17 protein-coding genes and 1 pseudogene are annotated in these 22,251 nt (G+C 69.6%); 8 read left to right on the top strand and 10 right to left on the bottom strand.

The annotated features are described in order from the left end of the window. Positions 1-46: 46 nt before the first annotated feature. From C693_RS0117030 to C693_RS0117010, 5 genes are all read right to left on the bottom strand, one after another. Positions 47-754, bottom strand: coding sequence for a dienelactone hydrolase family protein (locus tag C693_RS0117030; protein ID WP_017463492.1), 708 nt, complete (start codon positions 752-754; stop codon positions 47-49). Between the two features lie 161 nt (positions 755-915). Next, positions 916-1,944, bottom strand: coding sequence for a YncE family protein (locus C693_RS0117025; protein WP_017463491.1), 1,029 nt, complete (start codon positions 1,942-1,944; stop codon positions 916-918). Between the two features lie 31 nt (positions 1,945-1,975). Beyond that, positions 1,976-5,023, bottom strand: coding sequence for an efflux RND transporter permease subunit (locus C693_RS0117020; RefSeq protein ID WP_430536813.1), 3,048 nt, complete (start codon positions 5,021-5,023; stop codon positions 1,976-1,978). A 14-nt stretch (positions 5,024-5,037) separates the two neighbouring features. Then, positions 5,038-6,120 (bottom strand): efflux RND transporter periplasmic adaptor subunit, encoded by a 1,083-nt coding sequence (locus tag C693_RS0117015; RefSeq protein ID WP_017463489.1) that lies wholly within the window; start codon positions 6,118-6,120, stop codon positions 5,038-5,040. After that, a complete protein-coding gene (locus tag C693_RS0117010) occupies positions 6,117-7,499 on the bottom strand; it encodes a TolC family protein (RefSeq protein ID WP_026107510.1) in 1,383 nt (460 codons plus the stop codon). Before C693_RS0117010 ends, C693_RS0117015 begins: the two co-directional genes overlap by 4 nt. Before the next feature lie 159 nt (positions 7,500-7,658). Here C693_RS0117010 and C693_RS0117005 point away from each other — a divergent pair, with 159 nt between their 5' ends. The 7 genes from C693_RS0117005 to C693_RS0116975 all read left to right on the top strand — a co-directional run bounded on the left by C693_RS0117005 (position 7,659) and on the right by C693_RS0116975 (position 15,179). Further along, positions 7,659-8,324, top strand: a complete 666-nt coding sequence (locus C693_RS0117005) for a response regulator (protein ID WP_017463487.1) — start codon at positions 7,659-7,661, stop codon at positions 8,322-8,324. Next, positions 8,321-9,697 carry an ATP-binding protein gene (locus C693_RS0117000; protein WP_017463486.1) on the top strand — a complete coding sequence of 459 codons (1,377 nt, stop codon included), beginning with the start codon at positions 8,321-8,323 and terminating at the stop codon, positions 9,695-9,697. The genes C693_RS0117005 and C693_RS0117000 overlap by 4 nt, the downstream gene beginning before the upstream one ends. Before the next feature lie 200 nt (positions 9,698-9,897). Then, positions 9,898-11,520, top strand: coding sequence for a methyl-accepting chemotaxis protein (locus C693_RS0116995; protein ID WP_017463485.1), 1,623 nt, complete (start codon positions 9,898-9,900; stop codon positions 11,518-11,520). 13 nt (positions 11,521-11,533) lie between these two features. Continuing rightward, the gene (locus tag C693_RS0116990) at positions 11,534-13,336 is read left to right on the top strand and encodes a GGDEF domain-containing protein (protein ID WP_017463484.1); all 1,803 of its coding nucleotides are present in this window, start codon (positions 11,534-11,536) and stop codon (positions 13,334-13,336) included. An 84-nt stretch (positions 13,337-13,420) separates the two neighbouring features. Continuing rightward, positions 13,421-13,768, top strand: coding sequence for a PadR family transcriptional regulator (locus tag C693_RS0116985; RefSeq protein ID WP_017463483.1), 348 nt, complete (start codon positions 13,421-13,423; stop codon positions 13,766-13,768). Next, positions 13,765-14,685, top strand: a complete 921-nt coding sequence (locus tag C693_RS0116980; protein ID WP_017463482.1) for a hypothetical protein — start codon at positions 13,765-13,767, stop codon at positions 14,683-14,685. Before C693_RS0116985 ends, C693_RS0116980 begins: the two co-directional genes overlap by 4 nt. Next, entirely contained in the window at positions 14,685-15,179 is a 495-nt protein-coding gene (locus C693_RS0116975; protein WP_017463481.1) for a hypothetical protein, read from the top strand. Before C693_RS0116980 ends, C693_RS0116975 begins: the two co-directional genes overlap by 1 nt. Before the next feature lie 74 nt (positions 15,180-15,253). Here the strand turns inward: C693_RS0116975 and C693_RS22080 are convergent, their stop codons facing one another. The 3 genes from C693_RS22080 to C693_RS22070 form a co-directional block, all read right to left on the bottom strand. Continuing rightward, complete coding sequence (locus C693_RS22080; RefSeq protein ID WP_017463480.1) at positions 15,254-16,126, bottom strand: CHAD domain-containing protein; 873 nt, start codon at positions 16,124-16,126, stop codon at positions 15,254-15,256. 125 nt (positions 16,127-16,251) lie between these two features. Further along, entirely contained in the window at positions 16,252-18,135 is a 1,884-nt protein-coding gene (locus tag C693_RS22075; protein ID WP_198506892.1) for a putative bifunctional diguanylate cyclase/phosphodiesterase, read from the bottom strand. 106 nt (positions 18,136-18,241) lie between these two features. Beyond that, the gene (locus tag C693_RS22070) at positions 18,242-19,897 is read right to left on the bottom strand and encodes a methyl-accepting chemotaxis protein (RefSeq protein WP_017463478.1); all 1,656 of its coding nucleotides are present in this window, start codon (positions 19,895-19,897) and stop codon (positions 18,242-18,244) included. A 252-nt stretch (positions 19,898-20,149) separates the two neighbouring features. On the opposite strand from C693_RS22070, the gene C693_RS22065 reads away from it, so the two are divergent. Next, positions 20,150-20,509 carry a helix-turn-helix domain-containing protein gene (locus tag C693_RS22065; protein ID WP_017463477.1) on the top strand — a complete coding sequence of 120 codons (360 nt, stop codon included), beginning with the start codon at positions 20,150-20,152 and terminating at the stop codon, positions 20,507-20,509. Between the two features lie 681 nt (positions 20,510-21,190). Here the strand turns inward: C693_RS22065 and C693_RS24295 are convergent. After that, positions 21,191-21,355: pseudogene (locus C693_RS24295) on the bottom strand (IS3 family transposase); the annotation flags it as partial. A 145-nt stretch (positions 21,356-21,500) separates the two neighbouring features. After that, on the bottom strand, positions 21,501-21,995 hold the full coding sequence (locus tag C693_RS23855) for a hypothetical protein (RefSeq protein WP_157798654.1): 495 nt from the start codon (positions 21,993-21,995) through the stop codon (positions 21,501-21,503). Positions 21,996-22,251: the final 256 nt, after the last annotated feature.

The following is a 22,251-nucleotide window of genomic DNA, read 5'->3' as shown; positions in this document are numbered from 1 at the left end:
GGGAAGCGCCCTTCCCGGGCCGTCGTGGTCACATTTTCGCGAACGATCAGCCCCAGAGCGTGCGGCCGAAGAAGGTCAGCGTGCGGTCCCAGGCCTGCGCGGCCCACACCGCGTCGTACTGCGTGGCGGCGATGCGGCCGGGGCCGACGGCCTCCTCGTTGGCGAAGGCGTGATGCGCCAGGTAGCGGTGGAACTCGGTGCTCACGCCGGCCTCCTTCAGCTTCGCCTCCAGCTTGTCGACGTTGTCGATGGCGAAGAACTCGTCCTGCGTGGCCCAGTGGCCGAGCACCGGTGCGGTGATCTTGCCGGCGTCGATGTACTCCAGCGGCGGCATGCCGTACCAGGCGGCACCGGCGTCGACCGCCACGCCCTGGCCCATCGCCAGCAGGGTCAGCGCGCCGCCCATGCAGAAGCCGGTGATGCCGACCTTGCCCGCACGCTGGCGCAGGAACGTGACGGCGCCGGCGATGTCCTGCGTGGCGGCGTCGGCGAAGTTCAGGCCTTCCATCAGGTGGTGGGCCTCTTCCTGCTCCACCGTGCTCTTGCCGCGGTACAGGTCGGGCACCAGCGCGAGATAGCCGCAGCGCGCGAGGCGGTCGGCGACGCCGCGGATCTGGTCGTTGAGGCCCCACCACTCCTGGATCACCACGATGGCGGGCGCGCCTTCGGCGTGGGCCGGCGTGGCCAGGTAGCCCTGCACGTCTTTGCCGTCGGGGCGCTTGAAGGTGACGGTGGAACCGGAATGAGTCGTCATGGCGATGCCTCGCTGGTTGATCGGGGGAGATGGGGTAGGGCGGGCCGCGTGCGGCGCCCCGCGCATGCGATGCGGCCCGACGCCAGGGCGGGGCCGATCATCGCGGCCGCAAACCTACGACCCGTCCAGCATATCGGATGCGCGCCCGCCCACGCGTGGCCTCAGTGCGCCACTTCCAGCACCACGAAGCTGCCCGGCTCGGCCATCGGCCAGCCGCGGGCGTTGCGCTTGCTGCCCAGCGTGGCGGCGGACAGATAGATGCGCTGCGCGGCCGGATCCAGCGCCATGGTGCGCGCACTCTTCTGCGTCGGCACGGTGGCGGCCACGGTGTAGTGGTCGGCATCGACCTGATGCACCACGGTCAGCGTGCCGCTCTCGCCATTGGAGCTGTAGACCGTGCCGGTGGACGGATCGAACGCTGCGGCATCCGGGCCCTCGCCGATCGGCACGGTGGTCACCACGGCGCCCTTGTCGACGTCGGACACCGCCATCACGCGGTTGTCGCAGACCGAGAAGGCACGGCGATGCGCGGCATCGAAGGCCAGGCCGCTGGGCGATTCGCACGGCGCCAGCGACCAGGTGCGCAGCAGCTTGTCGCTGCCGGTGTCGAGCTCGGCGAGCTCCGACTTGTCCTCGATGTTGACGTACAGGTGGCCCTTGCCGTCGGCCGCCGCGAACTCGGGTTTGCCGGGCAGGGTGATGGTCGCCACCACGGCGCGCTTGGCCGGATCGATCACGCTGGCCGAGTGGCCGTGGCCGTTGAGCGTGAACACGTGGCCGGAAGCCGGATCGAAGGCGATCGCGTCGGGGTTCTCGCCGGTACCGCGGATCGTTGCCAGCACTTTCAGCGTGTCGAGGTCGAACACGGTGACCGCGGCGGCACGGCCGTCGCTGGTGAAGCCCTCCCGGCGCGCGGGGTCGAAGGCGATGCCGTGCACGCCGCTGGTGCCGGGGATGGTGCCGGCCAGCTTGCCGGTGGTCGTGTCGACCACCATCACGCGGTCGCCGCGGCTGACGAAGAGGTGGTGATGCGGCGCGTCCACGGCGAGGTAGTCCCAGCCACCGGGGCCGCCCAGAGCGAGGCGACCGACGACATGCAGAGGCTGGTTGCCGGCGGTGCTGGCGGCGAAGGCTGGCGCGAGAACGCCGGCAAGCAACAGGGCAAGGGCGGTGCGCGGAAGGGCGAGCATGGCGGGTTTCCTCGTCGGGTTGGAGGTGGGGTCAGGTCGATGCGCGCCGGCGCTGCAGCAGCGCGTAGAGCACCGGCATCACCAGCAATACAAGGGGCAGCTGCAGCAGCATGCCGGCGATGATCGCGATGGCCAGCGGCTGCTGCATCTGCGAGCCCTGCCCGATCGCCAGCGCCAGCGGCAGCAGGGTGAGGATCGCCGCCAGCGTGGACATCAGGATCGGCCGCGTGCGGTGCTTGCCGGCGCGGTGCAGGGCGTCGTGCAGCGGCAGCTTTTCGGCCGTCTCGTCGGCCTCGGCCTGCTGCAGTTCGGAGAAGTAGAAGATCGCCACCTCGGTGACGATGCCGACGATCATCGTCATGCCCATCATCGAGGAGATGTTGAGCTCGATACCGGTCACCCACAGGCCGATGAACACCGCCGGCAGCGCCAGCAGCGGCATCGCCAGGATCGCCAGCGCGACGCGGAAACTCTCGTACAGGAACAAGAGCAGGGTGAACACCAGCGCGATCGCCGCGACCATCACGATGGTCAGGCCGCGGAACGCCTGCTGCTGCTGCCGGTACAGGCCGCCGAGCTGGTAGAACATGCCCTTCGGCAGCACGCCCGGCTTGCCCAGCGCGGCCTTCACGTCGGCGATCGCCGAACCCAGGCTGCGCCCGCTGATGCGGCCGGTGACCGCGACCATCCGCTTGAGGTTGTCGCGGGTGATCTGCGGCTGGCCCTGCACCGGGGTGATCGTGGCCAGCTCGGACAGCGGCAGGTGATGGCCATTCGCGGTGCGGATCGGCAGCGAGGCGATGGAGCCGACGTCACGCCGCGCGCTGTGGTCCAGCCGCACGCGCACGCCGACCACCTTGCCTTCGGCCGGCAGCTGCGCGGCCACGGTGCCATCCACGGCGGCGTTGACCTGGGCCACCACGCCGGCCGGATCCAGCCCGGCCAGTGCGGCGCGCGCCGGATCGACGTGGATCTCCAGTGCGTCGCCGGCGGGATTGATACCGTTGCGTACGCCGACCACGCCGGGGATCTTGCCGATCAGCGCGGCGACCTTGCCGGCGGTGTCGTTCAACTGCTTCGGATCCTCGCCGTACAGCTGCACTTCGATCGGCTGAGGCACCGCCACGAGGTCGCCGATCAGGTCTTCCATCAACTGCGACAGCTCGATGTCCAGGCCGGGCACCTTCGCTTCCACCTGCTGGCGCACCTGCGCCATCACCTGTTCGGTGCTGGGACGCGAGCCGTTCTTCAGTCGCACGAAGAAGTCGCCTTCGTTGGCCTCGGTGAGGCCGCCGCCGAGTTGCAGGCCGGTGCGGCGCGAATAGGTGTCGACGTAGGGGTTGGCGCGGATGATGGTCTCCACTTGGCGCAGCAGGCGGTCGGTCTCTTCCAGCGAGGTGCCGGGGGGCGAGATGTAGTCGAGGATGAAGCCGCCCTCGTCCATCTGCGGCATGAAGCCGGTGCCGACCCGCGCATACGCCAGCCCGCCCAGCGCCAGCAGCGGCACCACCAGGGCCAGCACCAGCACCGGACGCTTCAGCCATGCGGCCAGCGTGCGCTCGTAACCGGCCATGATGCGCCGGCCGAAGCGGCTCGGTGGCGGCTCGGCGCGGTGTTTGCGGTCGAGGAAGCGCTCGGCCAGCAGCGGCACGGCGATCCAGGTCAGCAGGTAGGAGATGATCAGCGCGCTGGCCATGGTCAGCGACAGCGCCTTGAAGAACGCACCGGTGACGCCGGAGAGGAACGCCAGCGGCAGGAAGATCACCACCGTCGCCGCACTGGAGCCGGTCAGCGGGCGGGTGAACTCCCACGCGGCGCCGGCGATGCGCTCGTGCACCTGCGCTTCGTCGGTGCCGCCGCCGAGCCGGCGCATGATGTGCTCGAGCATCACGATCACGTCGTCGATGATCAGGCCGACCGCCGCGGCCATGCCGCCCAGCGTCATCATGTTGAAGCTCATGCCGAGCACGCGCAGCAGCAGCACGGTGACCGCCAGCACCGCCGGCACCACGATCAGCGCGACCAGGATCACCCGCGTGTTGCGCAGGAACACGAACAGCACCAGCCCGGCCAGCACCACACCGATCAGGATCGCGTCGCGCACGCTGCCGGCAGCGTGGGTCACCAGCTGGGTCTGGTCGTACCAGTTGGCCACGTTGACGCCGGCCGGCATCTGCGGCGCAAAGTCGGCCAGGCGCTGCCGCACCTCCCTGGCGATCTGCACGCTGTTGCCGTCCGGCTGCTGGTAGACCTGCAGCAGCACGGCGTTCTGGCCGTCGGCGTTGACCTTGATCCACTGCGGCACGTGGTCGAGGCGCACCGTGGCGACGTCGCGAAGGCGCACCGCACCGGACGGGCCGGCGCGCAGCACCACGTTCTCCAGTGCCTGCACCGTGCGCGGCTGGTTGTTCGCCAGCAGCAGGAACAGCTTGTAGTGGTCGGACACGCGGCCCATCGCATCGATGGTGGCGGCCTGTGCCACCGCCCGGGTCACTTCGTCCAGGCTGAGATCGAGCGCGCGCAGCTTGTCCGGATCGACGTCGGCATGGAACTCGGCCACCTCGCCGCCCTGCACGCCGACGTGGGCCACGCCGTTGATGCCGCTGAGCAGCGGACGCAGCTGGTACTCGGCCAGGTCGTGCAGCTGGCTGGGCGAGAGCGTGTGCGAGCGCAGGCTGTAGGCCAGCACCGGAAAGGTGGTGGGGTCCATCCGCCGGGTGCTGAGCTGGGTGCCCGGCGGCAGCTGCGGCAGGATCTGCCCGGCGGCCGCATTCACTTCCTGCAGCGCGCGTGCCATGTCCGCGCCCCAGTCGAAGCGCACCGCGATGTCGGCGCTGCCGCGGCTGGTGGTCGAACGCACGTCGCGCACGCCACGCACGCGGCGCACCGCTTCCTCCACCGGCGTGGTGACCTCGATCGCCATCTGGTCGGCCGGCCGGTCGCCGGCATCCAGCGTCACCTGGATGCGCGGGAAGGCCACGTTCGGGAACAGCGCCACCGGCATCAGGAACGCGCTGGCGATGCCGCCCAGCGCCATCATCAGGGCCAGGAACAGCAGCGAGCGCCGATGCCGCTGCATCCACAGCGACAGGTTCACTTCGTCGCCTCGCGCACGCGGTCGCCGTCGGAAAGCTCGTACACGCCCTGCACGATCACCTTCGCCTTGGCATCGAGCGGGCCGTCGACACCGACCGGGTCACCGTCGCCGCTGCGCAGGGTGACATCGACGCGGTGCGCCTTGTCGCCCTCGACCTGGAACAGGTAGTCGCCATGGTCGTCGTGCAGCACGGCGGCGCGCGGCACCGACCACGCGGCGATGTCCGACACCTGGATGCGCGCGTGCACCGCGGTGCCGTCGGCCAGCGCGGCGTCGGCCGGCAGGGTGGCGCGCACCGGCAGCAGGCGCGACTGCGGATCGACGGCCTGGCCGACCACCGTGACCGTGCCGGTCAGCGGCTTGCCGTCGCCATACACGCTGTCCAGCTCGACGGTCTGGCCGGGCTTCAGTTGCGGCCCCGCCGGCGGCGGCACGCCGAGTTCGGCGACCAGCGCGTGGTCCGGCGCGAAGCCGAGCAGCGGGGCATTGGCGGCGAAGCGTTCGCCGCGCGCCACCGCGATCGAGGTCACCACGCCGTCGGTCGGTGCGGAGAGCGTCTCGCGCGTCGCGCCGCCGCCGAGCGCACGCTGCGCCTGCAGGGACGCCTCGGCGTCGGCGAGGTTCTTGCGCGCGGCGGCCAGTTGCGACTGCGTGGCGAGTTGCTGTGCGGCGAGCTGGCGGGTGCGCGCCAGCTCGTTCTTCGCCAGGGTCAGCGCGCTCTGTGCCTGCGCCACCGCGGCCCGCGCGGCCGGGTCGGGGGCGATCGCCAGCAGCATCTGGCCGCGCTTCACGCGCTGCCCCGGGGCCACGTCCAGCGCCTCCACCTGGCCGCCGTGGCCGAGGCTGAGCGTGCGCGAGCGGGCGGGATCCGTCACCGCGCGGCCCCAGGCTTCCACCGTGGCGTGGAAGGCGGCGCGCACAGGCTTCACCGTCTGCACGGCGACCACGCCCTTCGCGCTGGGAGCGGCGTCATCGTCGTCGTCACCGCCCGCACTGCCGCCGCACGCAGCGAGCAGGGCGGCCAGCAACAGCGGCGAGGCGAGCAGCAGGAGGCGGATGGGGGGGAGTTTGGGATTCATGGCGTCGCGGCCTTGCGGTCGTCGGAAGGAGTGGCCAGATCGGTGTTGCCGAGCAGCGCTTCGAGCGCGATGGCGTCGGTGCCGCGCTGCTGGCGCAGGTCGATCAGGGCGAGGTCGGCCGCCAGCGCGTTGCCGCGCAGGCTGAGCCAGGTCGGCCAGTCGAGGTCGCCGCGGGCCCACGCGGCTTCGGCGGCTGCGCGGCCGGCGTCGAGTGCCTGTGCATGGCGGCTCAATGTGGTCAGGCGTGCGTCCAGCGTGGCCAGGTCGGCCTGCAGGTGGCGGATGTCGCCGTGTGCGGCGAGCAGGCGGCTGCGGTAGTCGTCGCGCAGTTGCTCGCGGGTGGCGGTTTCGATCGCGATGTTGCCGCGGTTGCGGTCGAACAGCGGCAGCGTGATGCCGAGGCTGAAGCCGTTGGTGTAGACCGCGCTGGTGTCGCGTGCGGTGTTCACGCCCAGCGTGATCGCCGGGAACTGCGCGCGAATCGCCGCCCGCAGCGAGGCCTCCTGCGCCGCGTAGCCGGCCTGCAGCGCGAGCAGGTCGGGACGACGCTGCGGCAGCGCGGCCAGCGCGGCGTCGACCTGCGTCGTCGTGGGCGTGGCATCGTAGGCCGGACCGACCAGCCGCAGCGGCGCTTCGGGCGCCAGTCCCAGCAGGTGGTGCAGGTCGGCCTCGGCCTGATGCAGTGCCAGCGCGTTGTCGGCCCGTTGCTGGCGCACGTCGGACAGGGCGTTGAGACCCGCGCTGGCCTGGTCGTGGGTGAGGTTGCCGGCGCGCAGGGCGGCCTGCACGCGCGCATCCAGCGGCGCCAGCGCGGTCTGCTCGGCGTCCAGTGCGGCCTGCTTCGCGCGTAGCGCCTTTACCTGGTCGAACAGCAGGCGCGCCTGCGCCACGGTCTGCCACTCGGCCCAGAGCAGGTCGAGGTTGACCTGCCGCGACTGCTGGCGGGCCACCGCCACGCGCGAGGAGCGCATCAGCAGCGAGGTGATGTCGGCACTGAGCCCGAGGCCGAACGCGTTGGTGAGGCCCGCACCGCCGTGCCGCGGGAAGTCCATCGAGGCGTCGAGCTGCGGGTCGGGCAGCAGTCCGGCGGCGAAAGCCTGGGCGCGGGCGACACCGAGTGCGTCGCGCTGCGTGCGCAGGTCCGGGTTGTTGGCGATGGCCAGCGTGGCCACCTCGGTCACGTCCAGCCCATCGGAAGGATCGAAGCGATGTGCCGGCAGCCAGTGCGGCGGCGCGGGGGCGGCGAGGTCGGCGACGCGGTGCGCGCCAGCCTGGTCCGGCAGCGGCCGGGCGTGATAGCTGGCGCAACCGGCGAGCAGCGCGGCGGCCAGCAGCCAGGGCAGGCGGGCCAACGGTGGCGCGGAAGCGGGGCGGGGCATGCGTGGTGTCCGCGATCGAAAACGGTCACGCTAGCGGGCCTGTCTTCGGATCACCTTAGCGACAGGGCCGGCCCCGGGCCGGCATTAAGCTTGTTCGAAGGTTGATGCGGCATGGTTCCCCGGATCGCCGCAACGATGTGGGACAGACGAGGGCAACGCGTGCACATCCTTCTGGTCGAGGACGATCCGCAACTGGGCGCCGCCATCCAGCGCGCGCTGGAGCGGCTCGCCTACACGGTCACCTGGCTGCGTGACGGCCAGTCGGCGATCGCCGGCCTCGCCGACGGCAGCGCCGACCTGGTGCTGCTGGACCTGGGCCTGCCTCGCCGCGACGGGCTGGAAGTGCTGCGCGAGGCACGGCGGCAGAAGGTCGCCACGCCGGTGATCGTGATGACTGCCCGCGACAGCGTGGAGGCTCGGGTCAGCGGGCTGGACGCCGGCGCCGACGACTACCTGGTCAAGCCATTCCACCTCGACGAGCTGGCCGCGCGGATCCGCTCGGTCTCGCGCCGCCACCATGGGGTGGCGGCGAACCGGCTGGAGGTGGGGACGATCAGCATGGACCTGGGCAGCGCCGAGGTCAGCTATCGCGGCGAACGCCTGGACCTCACCCGCCGCGAGTTCGCCCTGCTGCAGGCACTGATGGAACGCGCCGGCCACATCGTGCGGCGCGAGACGCTGGAGAACTCCATCTACGGTTTCGACAACGCGGTCGGGCGCGGCGCGCTGGAGGTGCTGATGCATTCGCTGCGCCGCAAGCTCGGCGCCGACGCGGTGCAGACCGTGCGCGGCTTCGGCTACATGATGCCGCGGGAACCGGCATGAGGCCGACGAGCCTGCGCTGGCGACTGCGCTGGCTGGTGATCGGCGCGCTGGTGGCGGTGCTGGTGCCGCTGGGCCTGTTCAGCATGCGCATCACGCTGCGCGAGATGGACGAGCTGGCCGACGGACGGCTGGCGCAGGCCGCCCACGTGCTGCAGCTGATGGTGCGAGGTGCCGGCATCGATGCGCTGGCCGGCACGGCGCCCTCGGGTCACTCCCCGGCGACGCTGCCGCAGTCGCGCCATACGTTCGAGTCCGAGGTCGCCTTCCAGGTGATCGACCGCGACGGCCGGGTGCGCCTGGCCACCGCCAACTTCGCCTCTCTGCCGGTGCAGGCGACGACCGCCGACGGTTTCGCCGACATCGAGTGGCAGGGCTATCGCTGGCGCACCTACCGCACCTGCGACGTGCCGGCCGGCGCGTGCATCGTGGCCGGCGAACGCTACGACAGTCGCCACGACATCCTGCGTGCGCTGTGGCTGGACCACGCGCTGCTGGTGGTGGTCGGCCTGCCGCTGATCGCGTTGCTGGTGGGCTGGGCGGTGCGTCGCGGGCTGCGTCCGCTGGACCGGCTGGCCGACGGGCTGGCCGCGCGCGCGCCCGGCAGTCGCGAGCCGGTGGCGCTCGAGGCTGCCCCGACCGAGCTGCGCCCGGTGGTGCAGGCACTCAACACCCAGCTCGCGCGGCTGGAGGATGCGCTGGAGCGCGAGCGCCGCTTCAGCGCCGACGTCGCGCACGAGCTGCGCACCCCGCTGACCACCAGCCTGATCAGCGTGGAGGGGGCGATCGGCAATGCCGACCCGGCCGATGCCGACGCCGCGCTCGGCCAGGCGCAGCAGGCGCTGAACGGGTTGGCGCGCCGGGTCGAGCAGTTGCTGGTGCTGGCACGCCTGGAGGCCGGTGCCGTCGAGCGGCCGCGCGAGCCGGTCGACCTGGTGCCGCTGGCCGGCGAGGTGATCGAGGAGCTTGCGCCGGTGATCGGCGAGCGTCGCGTGGACGTGTCGCTGGAAGTGCCCGATACACCGGTCTGCGTGAGCGGCTATGCCGCGGGTCTGCTGGCGCTGATCCGCAACCTGGTCGACAACGCCCTGCGGCACGTCTCCGAGGGCGGTCACGTGCTGCTCGCGCTGGGACAGACCGGCACCACCGTGCTGATCGAGGTCACCGACGACGGCCCCGGCATCCCGCCGGAGCGGCGGGACGAAGTGTTCGCCCGCTTCCATCGCGAGCCGGGCGGACACAACGAGGGCTATGGCGTGGGCCTGTCCATCGTGCAGCGCGTGGCCGAACTGCACGGCGCCAGCATCGAGCTGCTCGATGCCCCATGGGGTCGCGGCCTGTCCGTGCGCGTGAGCCTGCCCCGCGCCGCCGGCTGAGCACGCCGCGTCACAAAAATGCAGCCGGACCGCGCGAGCATGCAGCGCTGCGTGGCTGCGCGGCGTGGTTTCGACAGGAACATGGATGGCCTGTCATGTATCGTGCAAGATATTGAAATAAAAGAGAAATATGGGAAATTTCGCTCAAGTTTCCGGTGTCGCCCGCCGCTAAGCGCACGTCCTCGACTGCCGGCCATCCCATGCTTCCGCGCCTGTCTCTCCCCTCGCTGTCCTCGTTCGGCACCCGCCTGATCGCCCGTCTCGCCGGCACCGTCGCGCTGTTGCTGCTGGTGCTGGCGATCTCGGCCGGGCTGCTCAGCCGCTCGGACGCGCGGCTGCAGGGCGTGGTGTCCGAGACGCTGGCGCCGGTGTCGGCGGTGGGGCGCATCCAGAACGATGCCAACGAGGTGCTGCAGACGCTCACCCATGCGGCGCTCACCGAGCTGCCCTCGTCGGTGGACGATGCCAGGACGCTGATCAAGGCGCGCCGCATGGACATCGCCAGGTACCGCAAGCGGCTCGGGGACAGCGGCTTCGGTACCCGCCAGCACAAGGCGCTGGCGCTGGTCGATGCGCACAGCGCGGCGTTCGACCATGCGGTGGACGACACCATGCAGCTGCTCGAGGCCGAGCAGTTCGACCTGGGTCGGCTGAAGGTGTCCAACGATGTGCAGGACGCCTATGGACCGCTGAAGAGCGACTTCTCGAACCTGTTCGCCGCGGCGCTGGACGATGGCCAGGCTGCCGCCGCCACGCAGCACCGGATCAACCGCACCGGCTTGTACGTGCTGATCGTCGTGGCGCTGGCGGCGCTGGGGCTCACGCTGTGGATGGACCTGCGCATCCTGCGCCAGCTCACCGGGCGGCTGGCGGCGGCCACGCAGGTGACGGCGCGGATCACCGAGGGCGCGCTGGGCGTGCCGGTCGATCCTGGCCATGACGACGAGATCGGTCGCCTGCTGCAAGGCCTCAAGGGCATGGACCGGCAGCTGGCGCAGGTGGTTGGCAGGGTGCGCCAGCGTGCCGCCGAGCTCGACCAGGGTGCATCGAGCATGGCCGACGGCAACGACGCACTGAGCCAGCGCACCGAACTGCAGGCGATGCGGCTGGAGCAGACCTCCGGCGCGATGTCCCGCGTCGCCGCCACGCTGGCGGGACATCGCGAGCACGGCATCCAGGCCGATCGTGCGGTGGCCGAGGCGCGGACCCAGGCCGGGCTCGGCCGGACCGCGGTCGGCGAGGCGATCGGCTCGATGGGGGCGATCGAGACCACCAGCCGCAGCGTCGGCGAGATGCTCGACCTGATCGACCAGGTCGCCTTCCAGACGCGCCTGCTCGCGTTGAATGCGGCGGTCGAGGCGGCGCGTGCCGGTGAGCACGGCAGGGGCTTCGGCGTGGTCGCCAGCGAAGTGCGCGAACTGGCGCAGCGCTGCTCCGAGGCCGCGCGCGACATCCGCGGGCTGGTTGCCGAAAGCGAGGAAGCGGTCCGGGTCGGGCTGGCGCGGGTGAACCGCACCGGCGAAGTGATCGACAGCATCGGCCACAGCGTCGAGCGCCTGGCCGAAACGGTCACGGTGATCCTCGCCGCCGGCCGCAGCCAGTCCGACGAGATCGCCGCCGCCAGTCAGGCGGTGATCGCAATGGACGCGATGACCCAGGAAAACGCCGCGCTCGGCGAGCAGGCCGCGGCGGCGAGCCGGGCCATGCTGGAATCGGTGACCGCGCTGGTGCGCGACGTGGATTTCTTCCGCCTGCCGGGCATCGAGGCGGCGGTATCGGAAGCGTCGCGCGCGTCGACGGTCGTCGACGAGGCAACGGCCTGAGGCCGGGGGTGCGATGAATCCGGCGTCCGGCCACGAACGCGGTTGCTCGCTGCTGGACCTGGCTACCGGCGGCGCCGGTCTGCGCGCGGTGTTCCAGCCCATCGTGCGGCTGGACACGCTGGCGGTGGTCGCCCACGAGGGATTGAGCCGCCCGGCCGAGTCGGCCAGCGGCCTCAGCGTGCTGGACATGCTCGACCTGGCCCGCGCCAGGGGGCGGCTGGGCGAATTCGAGCTGCTGGCGGCGCGCACCGTGTGCGGCGCGTTCGCGGCGCAGGGCGGCCACGGTCGGCTGCTGGTGAACCTGAGCGCGCAGGCGATCCTGCATGGCGGGCTGCAGCCGGACCAGGTGATCGCGGTGCTGGCCGGGGCCGGCGTGGGGCTGGACCGCATCACCTTGGAGATCACCGAGCGCGACATCGTCGAGGACCCGGCCGAGCTGGCCCATGCGCTGGGCTTCCTCCGCGCCCGCGGCGCGCGCATCGCGCTGGACGATTTCGGCAACGGCCACTCCAACTTCGAGATGTGGAACGAGCTGCATCCGGAGGCGGTGAAGATCGATCGTTACCTGGTCAACGGGCTGGCGCGCAGCGCGGAGAAGCTCGCCATCGTGCGCGCGCTGTGCAGCGTCGCCGAAACCCTCGGCGCCGAGCTGGTCGGCGAGGGCGTGGAGCAGCCCGAGGATCTGCGCATGCTGCGCGAGCTGGGCATCACCTACGCGCAGGGTTATCTGCTCGGTTCGCCGCTGCCGCACCTGGTGGGCGAGGTAAGCGCGGAGGCGCGCGAGGCGATCCGCAGCCAGTCCGTGCCGGTGCCGCCGCGCCCGCGCGGACCGGTGACGCAACGACCGCTGCGGGCCGGGCATATGGTGATCGCCGCACCCCACCTCGATGCGAGCCAGCTCAACGACGACGTGGTGGCGCTGTTCGCCCGTCACGAGTCGCTGCATGCGGTGGCGGTGACCGAGCACGATCGCCCGGTCGGCCTGATCAACCGCCGCGTGTTCGCCGAGCGCATGGCGCAGCCGTTCGCGCGCGAGCTGTTCGGGCGCAAGCCGTGCACCGTGTTCATGCACGCCGAGCCGCTGCTGTGCGACGAGCAGCAGTCGCTGGACAGCCTCACCGACGTGCTGCGCGGCGAAGACCAGCGCTACCTCACCGATGGTTTCATCGTCACCCGCGAGGGGTGTTATCTCGGCCTGGGCACCGGCGAGTCGCTGGTGCGGCGGGTCACCGAGCAGCGCATCGAGGCGGCGCGCTACGCCAATCCACTGACCTTCCTGCCCGGGAACATCCCGGTCACCGAGCACATCGAGCGGCTGATGCGAGAGCAGCGGCCATTCGTGGCGGCCTATGTCGATCTCAACGACTTCAAGCCGTTCAACGACCAGTACGGCTACTTCCGCGGCGACGAGATGATCCGTCTGCTGGCGGCGATCCTCACCGCGCGCATCGACGCCCGCCACGACTTCGTCGGCCACATCGGCGGCGACGATTTCATGGTGCTGTTCCAGAGCGGGGACTGGGAGGCGCGCTGCACGGACATCATCGCCGAGTTCAACCAGCGCGCCCGCTCGCTGTTCGATGACGAAGACCTCGCCCGGGGCGGCATCGAGGGCGAGGATCGCCGCGGCGCGCGTCAGTTCTTCGCGCTCACCACGGTATCGATCGGCGCGGTGCAGGTGCCGGCGCAGGCGCCCCGCCGCCCGGAGCTGATCGCCACCCTGGCCGCCCGCGCCAAGCGTCACGCCAAGCGCGGCCGGCTCGGCTTCCACCGGCTCGCCGCGGTGCCCGGCGAACTGCTCGATCCGGCCGCCTGAGCCGGCTGCCTGACGGTCGGGCCGGCCGTCGCTTGCATACTGTGTAACTCTATGTATGATGCGTCACACGCTACGAGGTGTCGCATGGTCAAGCCGCAGGACAATCCGCTACCCAAGCTGGAACTCGAACTTCGGCGGGGTGCCCTGGTGCTGGCGGTGCTCTCGCAGCTGCGGGAGGTGCAGTACGGCTATTCGCTGCGCCAGGCGCTGGCCGTTCGCGGCATGCCGATCGAGGAAGGGACGCTGTATCCGCTGCTGCGGCGGCTGGAGGGGCAGGGCCTGCTCGCCTCCGAGTGGCGCATCGAGGATGGCCCGCCTCGCCGCTATTACCGGCTCAACGACGCCGGCGAGCGCCTGCTCGCCGAACTGACGGCTTCATGGAACGCCCTGGCGGGAACCATGGCCGGACTGCTGGAGGGAGGGACGACATGAATCCGAACGAGGTGATCGACGCCTACCTGGCCGACGTGATGCGCCGGGTTCCCGGCGGCGCGCGCGATGGCATCGACCTGGAACTGCGTGGCCTGCTGGCCGACATGCTCGACGATCGCGCCCGCGAGGCGGGCCGGTCGGCCGACGACGCCATGGTGCTGGAGCTGCTGCGCGGCTTCGGTACGCCGGCGGAAGTCGCCGCACGCTATCGCGCTCCGGGCCTGGTCATCGTTCCCGCCGAGCAGACCCGTACCTTCGCCTGGATGGCGCTGGTCGGTGTCGGTCTGCAGTGGGCGCTCACGCTGCCCGGCGTGTTCCGCGGCGAGTCGTTCGCCCGCTGGTGGCTGAGCTGGGGGCTGGGTGCCCTGTGGTGGCCGGGCCTCATGGTGATGCTCTCGCTGCTGTCGGCGTGGCTGCGTCAGCGCGGCCTGCCGAAGCCGGCCTGGAGCCCGCGCCTGGTGGACCCCGAACGCGTCCATCGCGGCGCGATGGCATTCGGCCTGGCCGGCTTCGTGGTGGGCGTGGCCGGGATGACCAGCCTGCCGTGGCTGGTGAACGCCATGCCACCGCCGCTGCCGGGTGTGCTCGCGTTCGATCCGGCCTTCCTGCACGGGCGTGCCTGGCTCGCGCTGCCGCTGTGGATCGGTCATTTCGTGGTGATGGCGCGGGCGCTTTCGCAGGGGCGCTGGTCGGTGCGCCTGCGCCGGCTGGATATCGCGTTCGACGCAGCCTGGCTGTTGCTGCTCGGCTGGTGGGTCGCCACCGGTGGCATGTTCCTGGCCGAGGCGACCGACCAGGGTGCGCGCGGCGGCATCGCGCTGGTGATGGTGTTCGTGGCGATCGACCTCGTGGTCAAGCTGCGTCGACGCCAGCGCGCCCCGCGGCTGTCGTCGACACTGGGACGCCCGACACCGTGATGCGATTGGCGCAGCGCCTGCGCCCGCTTCGGGGCTCGATCGCAATGGCGGCACTGACGGCTGCGTTGCTGTCGGCACCCTACGCCGGTTTCATGGCCTACGTGGTCGTGCTGGGGCTGCTGATCTGGCTGCCCGTCGCCGCTTCGCGGTTCATCCGGAGGCCGGAAACGCGAGCGCACCTGGCCGCTGTGTTCGGGGCGTGGGTGGCCGCACTGCTGGTGGTGGCGGCTGTCCAGGGTTGGCGGCATGCGGTGGCGCGTAGCCATGCGGATGCCATCGTCGCGGAAATCGAGCACTTCCACGCTGTCCATCATCGATACCCCGACGATCTCACCGAAATCGGCCTGTCGCACGATGGTCTGGCCGCCAGGCTGGACCTCGCCGGCTACGAGCAGGAGGGGCAGGTGCCGCACTTTTTCTACGCGGTGACCTACATGCCGTTCGCCGTGTGGTCGTTCGATTTCAGGACCCGCGCGTGGGAGATTCAGGACTAGCCCGGCTCACGCCCCGGGCGTGACCAGCCCAGTACCCGGCTCGCCGCGCCGTGACCCGGGCGCGCGGCGGGCCCTCATCCGCGGTGATCGGCGGCGAAGCCGGCGCGTGCCTCGCGCATCGCCGCGGCCAGGGCGGCGCGCAGTATCGGGTCGTTGCGGACCGGGGCGATCCGCCGTGCCAGCCGGCACATCAGCTGCACGTCCTGCAGGTGGCCGAGACGGTCGGTCTGCTGCTTGAGCGCGTGATGTCCGGGCGTGTGCGTCGGCACGGCGTCGGGGCCGGCGGGTAGCGCTGCACCGAACGCTTCCAGTTGCAGGCGCAGCCGGCGCAGGCGTCGTCGCCAGCGGTGTCGCATCGGCGATGTGGGTAGGCGGCGGGCCTTGCCCTCCGCACGCTCGGCACGCTTGCGGCTACGTCGAAGTGCGCGCTTGGCGGCACGCTCGTCCAGGCCGTGCCAGGGCAGGGCGGCGACCTCGGTACGGATGGCTGCCATGGCTTGGCGTCGGTCGCGGAAGCCCGGGTCCTGGTGCAACGCGTTTTCCAGGGTCTCGTCGCGGCGGGCCACCAGTGCCGCTTCGAGTGCCGATCGTGCGGCCGGCGTCACCGCACCGCGCAGCGTGCTGGCCGTCACGGCGGCCACGTGGGCGTCACGCAGTGGCGACAGGCTCCGGCACAGCCGCTTCAGCCGCGCATCGATCCGGCGCAGGCGCTCGCGATCGGGCCGGTCGAGCGCAGGCTTCAGCAGGCCAAGCTGGGCGCGCAGCGTGCGGATCGCCTTGCGCGCCCGATGGATGCCGTGATGGCGGTGGCGGGTGTCGGCCAGGGCACGCACGATCCGGCGACACTCGCGATCGGCGGCGGCCGCGAGCCGCGGACCCGGGGCCTCGTGCGTGGTGTCGATGGCGGTCCGTTGCCTGCGATCGCTGCGGTGTTTGTCTCGCGGCATGGGATTCGAAGCGTGGGCATCCGCCGGAGTCGCCAGTGTGCGCCTCGGGCCGCCTGCCGCCAACGCGGTGGACGTGCGACATGCCGACGCGCCACCGCGGGCCGTCATCCTGGGAGAAGGCGGGATCAGGCAGGCGGGTCGAGCGCCCTGCTGCGCGCCAGGTCGAGCCGGTCGGCCGCGGCCGGACGGCCGAGCAGATACCCCTGCACCGCGTCGCAGCCATGGTCACGCAGCCAGCGCGCCTCCTCGATCCGCTCCACGCCCTCGGCGACCGTGCCGATGCCCAGCGAGGCGGCCATCTGCAGCATCGAGCTGACGATCGCCTGGCTGTCGGTCAGCCGGTCCACGTTGCGTACGAACGAGGCGTCGATCTTCACCTTGCCGATCGGCAGGCGCTTGAAGTGCGAGAGGCTGGAGTAGCCGCGACCGAAGTCGTCGATGGCGATGGTGACGCCCATGGCGGCCAGCCGGATCAGACTGGTGCGGAGCTCATCGTCCAGATGCAGCGCCACCGTCTCGGTGATCTCCAGTTCCACCCGGTCCATCCGCAGCCCCGAGGCGATGATCGAGGCGTGGACCTGGTCGACGAAGCCGTGCTGACGCAGCTGCACCGGCGACACGTTGACCGCGATCGGGCCGCGGTAGACCCCGCCGCGGCTCCACGCGCCCAGCTGCGCCAGCGACTCGCGCAGGGCAAGCAGGCCGAGCTCGACGATCTGGCCGCTGCGTTCGGCGACCGGGATGAACTCGCTGGCCTTGACCTCCGAGCCATCGGGCTCGTGCCAGGTGCTCAGTGCCTCGACGCCGACCACCTCCCCGGTCGAGAGGCAGTACTGGGGCTGGTAGCGGAACCGTATGCGACCGGCCGCCAGGGCCTGGCGCAGCCCCTGCACCAGCGATACGTAGCGGGTGGCCGCACGCCGCATGCTCGGATCGAAGGCCACGATCCGGTCGCGACCGCTCTGCTTCGCGTGGGCAAGCGCGGCATCGCCCGCACTGAGCAGGGTGTCGGCATCCGCTCCGTGCTCGGGCCACCATGCGATGCCGATGCTGCACGTGCCGGCGACCCCGAAGTCGTCGGTGCAGACGGCTTCGGCGACCGCGGCGCGGATGTCGCGTGCCAGCCGAACCGGTGCTTCGTCGTCGTCGAGGCCGGTCATCAACACGATGAACTCGTCGCCCCCGAAGCGGCCCACGCTCACGTGGCGGTCCGCGAATGCGCCGATCCGCATGGCGATGTCGCGCAGGTGGCGATCGCCGGCCGGATGGCCCTGGACGTCGTTGATCAGCTTGAAGTGATCCAGATCGATGAACAGCACGGCCATCCGGTGGCCGTCCGGCGCCGTGCGGATGGACCGGCCGATCCGCTCGTGCAGCACGCCGCGGGTCGGCAGGCCGGTCAGCGGATCGATGCCGGCACGCAGGCGCTGCAGCTCCTGTTCGTGGAGCTGCGCGGTGATATCCAGGCAGACCACCAGATCCACGTCGCCTTCCTCGCGCCCCAGGCGCGTGCTCAGCAGGCGCACGTCCGCATCGCTGCCGTCGGCGCGCCGGTGTCGGGCCAGTTGCTCGCCAGGTGCATCCGGAAGCGCGAGGCGCGGAGCGGTATCCAGGTCCGCCAGTCGACGGATGCGTCCGGCCGGCGCCTGCATGCCGTAGGTGTCGTTGGCGGCCCGGTTCGCCTCCAGGATGTGGCCGTGTTGCGGGTGGACCACGAAACACGGCAACGGCAGGTTGTCGACCAGCCGGGAGTAACTGCGCTCGAGGCGATCCAGCCGGGATCGACTCTGCAGGAAGCGGTCGACGGCGCGGCGCTGCAGGCCATAGATGAACACCGCCGACAGCACCACGAACAGCAGGCCCTTGGAGGCAACATAGATGTCTGTCCAATTTCCCGGCGACAGGGCCACGGCGATGGAGTCGGAGACCGCGATCCAGGCCAGGCCCAGCAGGAAGTAGCGTTTCGCGAGCAACCTTGGCTGCCGCTGCAGCTCGGCCAGTGTCTCCATGCTGTTCCGCATTGACTCGATGCTCCCGGAATTGAAGAGGGGGTACGTCGCAAAGTCAGCGTGGCCCCGCATCGCATCGCACGATGCGGGGCTGCCGGGGCACCGCTCAGAACTCGTTCCAGCCTCCCGCCGCAGCGACGGCGAGCGGGGCGGTGGAAACCGTCGACGCGACCGGGCGGGACGGCTTCGCTGCCTCTCCGGCGGGGGAGGGTGCCGCGTCGTCGAGCCGGAAATAGGCGACCTGGCGGCGCAGGCTCATGGCCTGATCTTCCATCGCCCGGCTGGCCGAAGCCGCTTCCTCGACAAGCGCCGCGTTCTGCTGGGTGACCTCGTCCATCTGGGTCACGGCGAGGTTCACCTGCTCGATGCCGGCGGACTGCTCCGAGCTGGCCGCCGCGATCTCCGAGACGATGTCGGTGACCTTCTTCACGCTGTCGACGATGCCCGCCAGCGCGCGTCCCGATTCGTCGACCAGTTCGGCACCCAGTCGGACGCGCTCCGAGCTGTCGCCGATCAGGCCCTTGATCTCCCGGGCGGCGGCGGCGCTGCGCTGTGCCAGGTTGCGCACTTCGGATGCGACCACCGCGAAACCGCGGCCCTGGTCGCCGGCGCGGGCGGCCTCGACGGCGGCGTTGAGCGCGAGCAGGTTGGTCTGGAACGCGATCTCGTCGATCAGGCCGACGATGTCGGCGATCTTCTGGCTCGAGGCGGAGATCTGCTCCATCGCCTCGACGGTACGCTGCACGACACTGCCGCCGTGCTCGGCCTGCTCGCGTGCACCGCGGGCCAGATGATTGGCGTGCACGGCGTTGTCGGCGTTCTGCCGCACGGTGGCGGTCATCTCCTCCATCGAGGAGGCGGTTTCCTCCAGGCTCGACGCCTGCTCCTGGGTGCGCTGGCTGAGGTCGTCGTTGCCCTGGGCGATCTGCCGCGCCGCGGCACTCACCGACTCGGAGCCGGCGCGGACATCCGCCACCACCTCGGCCAGTTTCGCGTCCATCCGCGACAGCGACAGCAGCAGCTTGCCGACTTCGTCGCCGGAGATCCGTTCCACCCGGTTGTTGAGCTTGCCGCCGGCGATGTTGTCGGCCACGCGCACCGCTTCGGCGAGCGAGCGGGAGATCGAGCGCACCAGCTGGAAGCCGATCGCGCCGGCGAGCAGCAGGCCGAGCGCAATGGCGCCGATGGTCGTTTCCGCCGCACGCGACTCGCGCGCCTCGTCGGTGGCGAAGGAGGCCGAGGCGATCTTTTCCTGCAGGTTGAACAGGGCGCCGATGTCGTGGCGCAGGGCGCCGTAGTCCTTTTCAGCCGGCCCGTCCATGGTCTGGGTGGCCTGGTCGTAGTGCTTGGCGGCCAGATCGGAGACCGCCGAGTTCATCGCTTGCTGGAACGCGCTGCGGTCCGCGTCCAGGTGCTGGCCGATGGCGGCTTCCTGCGGCGAGAGGCTGGCCTGGTGGAAGGTGCCCAGGAACTGTTTCAGGTCGCCGGCGTCGGTCTGCAGTGCCTGCTCGGCGGACGCGGCGTGGGCGGGATCGCGCGAGCCGATCGCCCGGTGTACCGAGGTCCGTTCGCTGCCCAGCAGGTCCAGCGCCTGGGCCAGCGCCATCGCGGGAACCAGCTTGTTGGCGTGCATGTCGCGCAGGGCGACGTTGCTGCCGGACAGGTCCACCATGCCCATGACGCCGACCGCGGCCAACAAGGCCGAGAGCGTGCCTAGCGTGACTATCAACCTGACTTTGATCGACCACTGCGGGAATTGCATGTGCGTTCTCCAGAAAGCGTGGTGCCCGAGTGGGGCTCGGCGGACCCGTGGTGCCGAGCGGTTCGGGGCATGTATGTCCGATAAGTCGCGATGCCGGACGACGCGCTGGGCGTTCGTCTGGCGGCCAGCGGAAAGCGATCGGCTGGCGTGCATCGTTAACGACCCCGAGCGTTCGATCTTAAACGTGAAATATTCCGTTTTGGACTATTTGCACGCGAAATCTACGGTGCCCTGAAACACAGTGGCGGCGCAATGACGCGAACCATCCATAAGGACGACTACCACCTGCTGCTGGCTTTCATGCAGCAGGTCCGCGAATCACTGGACATCACCCAGACGGAGCTGGCTCAACGGCTGCGCACGACGCAGTCCTACGTTTCGAAGTGCGAGCGCGGCGAGCGCCGGATCGACATCATGGAATTCGTCAATTATTGCGAAGCGCTGGGTGTCGACGCGGGCGTTCTGATGGACGCGTTCCTCGATCACCGCGATTACCGGCTGGTGAGCGAGGAGAGCATGGCTGCGGCGGTGGCGTCGCTCATGCGCAAGAGCAAGCGCCGCCAGCGGATGCGCGCTCCGGGCCGATCGGGCAAGTTCCCCTCTTCCCCCTGACTGCCCACGACGCCGGTTGGTGAGCGCGTTGGCAGCCTCGCCCCGGCGCGACGACGACGCCAATGCTCGAGACGACTTCCACGCCCGGGGCGCCTCGCAAAGGCGCCGGTACGGGTTCGCTCCGGTCGAGACAGTGGAAGGGCGTCCTTCTGGAGGGGCGGCTTGGTATATCGGCCGCAGGGTGCTCCGAGGTTCCGTTTGCCACCGGCCCGTCACTCCGCTGCGCCCGGGCACCTCGACAAATCGCGGTCACGACGCCCATGGATCCGGGCCAGGTGTCAGGTTCGTGCTTCGGACGTGCGCCGTCCCTGTGCCTTGCCCGGCATCGCAGAGCGAGACAGGCAGGCCGATCGCTGTCGGCGGGAACACAACCAGGAGCGACCGAAGAAGGCTCTGGGGCGGGCTGACGCCTGCCGCCTATGCCAAGAAGTAAAGTGACCTTGGACTCTAAACCGTCCCGCTACTCAAAAGTGGGGGGACGTCGTCTCCACCAGCTGATGGCCCGGTTATCGGGGGTGGGTCAGGCACAGTCGGCCATACGGCGACATGTAGGAGGGCGAACGGGGCTGCTTGGTGTCGCGAAGATTCATATCGTGAGCAGTCGCTCAAGGTCCCAGTAGATGGGGTCTTGGGACCTAACTGCGGCCGTCTGACACCAATGTTTGTACATCGCCCCGGGTTCTACCCCGTTTCCACGGACGGTTGGGTTAAGAGCCTGACGGCCTGATCTCTAGCATCGAGCATTCGCTGGATGATCGGATTGTGGAACCGTTCGATGTAGTCGAACACATCACGCCGGGCCTCGGCCAACCTCAGGTAGCGACGCCGATGTACCCGCTCGCGCTTGGTGCGGCGTGAGTCGCGCCGTCACGGGCGCGACCGCCCGACAGTCCGACTGCCGCTCCCAAAGCAAACCTGATCCGGCTGGGATGGCGACTTCAAATTAAATGGTCTTGCTCACCGGCCAAAAATCGACACCCATTCTCTTTTATCACTTAAATTTTTTTCCACAGTTTCTTTCGAGAAATTCACAAAGCCCTCCAAACCCCTGAATGTTTCCGGAAAGGCTGTACGCTCTTTCGCCAGTGTGTATTTCAAGTATCGGGGTACGACCAGAAATTCTTCGCAGACCCGTTATCTCGCTGTAACGAATAAATACCTTACGAAACGCACCAAACTCAATGCCGTCCGCGGTTAACAATATCTGGTACTTATCGGTGTACACGCATCCAATTACTAACAACAATCCTAAAAGGACCGATAACACTAACTGCATGTCACTTGGACCAGGGTTTGACCCAAGAACCCTGATCGCAACTCCGGAAAATAAGATGCACAATGAACTCATCCATAGAAGCACCCGGAAGCCTCGAGAGTATTTATAGATGTTCTCACCGCCCGCACCACCAAACAAGTTGAAAATAGCCGGCAATACGGCGATGCCTACACACACACCAACGCCCAAAAAGGGGAAATAGTTGTTCATTTTTATCAATGCAATGATTGTTGCAATTCAGTCCAATCTTGCTGCATTTTTTGTTGTACTTGCGAACCGTACTGTGAGGCGGAGTTGTATGCACCAATACTTCCGGATGCTATACCCGTCCATGCCGAGTTCAGGGCAGAATCTACATCGCTTAATACCCCTCCGGAGATGGAGGGAATCCCCGACACAGCATCACCCACTAAGTCCCCGCCCGCGGTAAGTGCCCCAGCCAGCCCAACCGCCCCCCCCCCCCCCC

The organism is Dyella ginsengisoli LA-4 (assembly GCF_000334915.1).
Taxonomy (GTDB): Bacteria; Pseudomonadota; Gammaproteobacteria; order Xanthomonadales; family Rhodanobacteraceae; genus Dyella_A; species Dyella_A ginsengisoli_A.
This window is presented reverse-complemented; position numbering and strand designations above follow the sequence as displayed.

Coding starts and splice junctions, on each gene's coding strand:
- C693_RS0116985 (WP_017463483.1), top strand. CDS start 13,421: ATGGTCAAGCCGCAGGACAATCCGCTACCCAAGCTGGAACTCGAACTT.
- C693_RS22065 (WP_017463477.1), top strand. CDS start 20,150: ATGACGCGAACCATCCATAAGGACGACTACCACCTGCTGCTGGCTTTC.
- C693_RS0116980 (WP_017463482.1), top strand. CDS start 13,765: ATGAATCCGAACGAGGTGATCGACGCCTACCTGGCCGACGTGATGCGC.
- C693_RS22070 (WP_017463478.1), bottom strand. CDS start 19,897: ATGCAATTCCCGCAGTGGTCGATCAAAGTCAGGTTGATAGTCACGCTA.
- C693_RS22080 (WP_017463480.1), bottom strand. CDS start 16,126: ATGCCGCGAGACAAACACCGCAGCGATCGCAGGCAACGGACCGCCATC.
- C693_RS0117025 (WP_017463491.1), bottom strand. CDS start 1,944: ATGCTCGCCCTTCCGCGCACCGCCCTTGCCCTGTTGCTTGCCGGCGTT.
- C693_RS0117010 (WP_026107510.1), bottom strand. CDS start 7,499: ATGCCCCGCCCCGCTTCCGCGCCACCGTTGGCCCGCCTGCCCTGGCTG.
- C693_RS0116975 (WP_017463481.1), top strand. CDS start 14,685: ATGCGATTGGCGCAGCGCCTGCGCCCGCTTCGGGGCTCGATCGCAATG.
- C693_RS0117030 (WP_017463492.1), bottom strand. CDS start 754: ATGACGACTCATTCCGGTTCCACCGTCACCTTCAAGCGCCCCGACGGC.
- C693_RS22075 (WP_198506892.1), bottom strand. CDS start 18,135: ATGGAGACACTGGCCGAGCTGCAGCGGCAGCCAAGGTTGCTCGCGAAA.
- C693_RS0117020 (WP_430536813.1), bottom strand. CDS start 5,023: ATGCAGCGGCATCGGCGCTCGCTGCTGTTCCTGGCCCTGATGATGGCG.
- C693_RS0117000 (WP_017463486.1), top strand. CDS start 8,321: ATGAGGCCGACGAGCCTGCGCTGGCGACTGCGCTGGCTGGTGATCGGC.
- C693_RS0117015 (WP_017463489.1), bottom strand. CDS start 6,120: ATGAATCCCAAACTCCCCCCCATCCGCCTCCTGCTGCTCGCCTCGCCG.
- C693_RS23855 (WP_157798654.1), bottom strand. CDS start 21,995: ATGAACAACTATTTCCCCTTTTTGGGCGTTGGTGTGTGTGTAGGCATC.
- C693_RS0116990 (WP_017463484.1), top strand. CDS start 11,534: ATGAATCCGGCGTCCGGCCACGAACGCGGTTGCTCGCTGCTGGACCTG.
- C693_RS0116995 (WP_017463485.1), top strand. CDS start 9,898: ATGCTTCCGCGCCTGTCTCTCCCCTCGCTGTCCTCGTTCGGCACCCGC.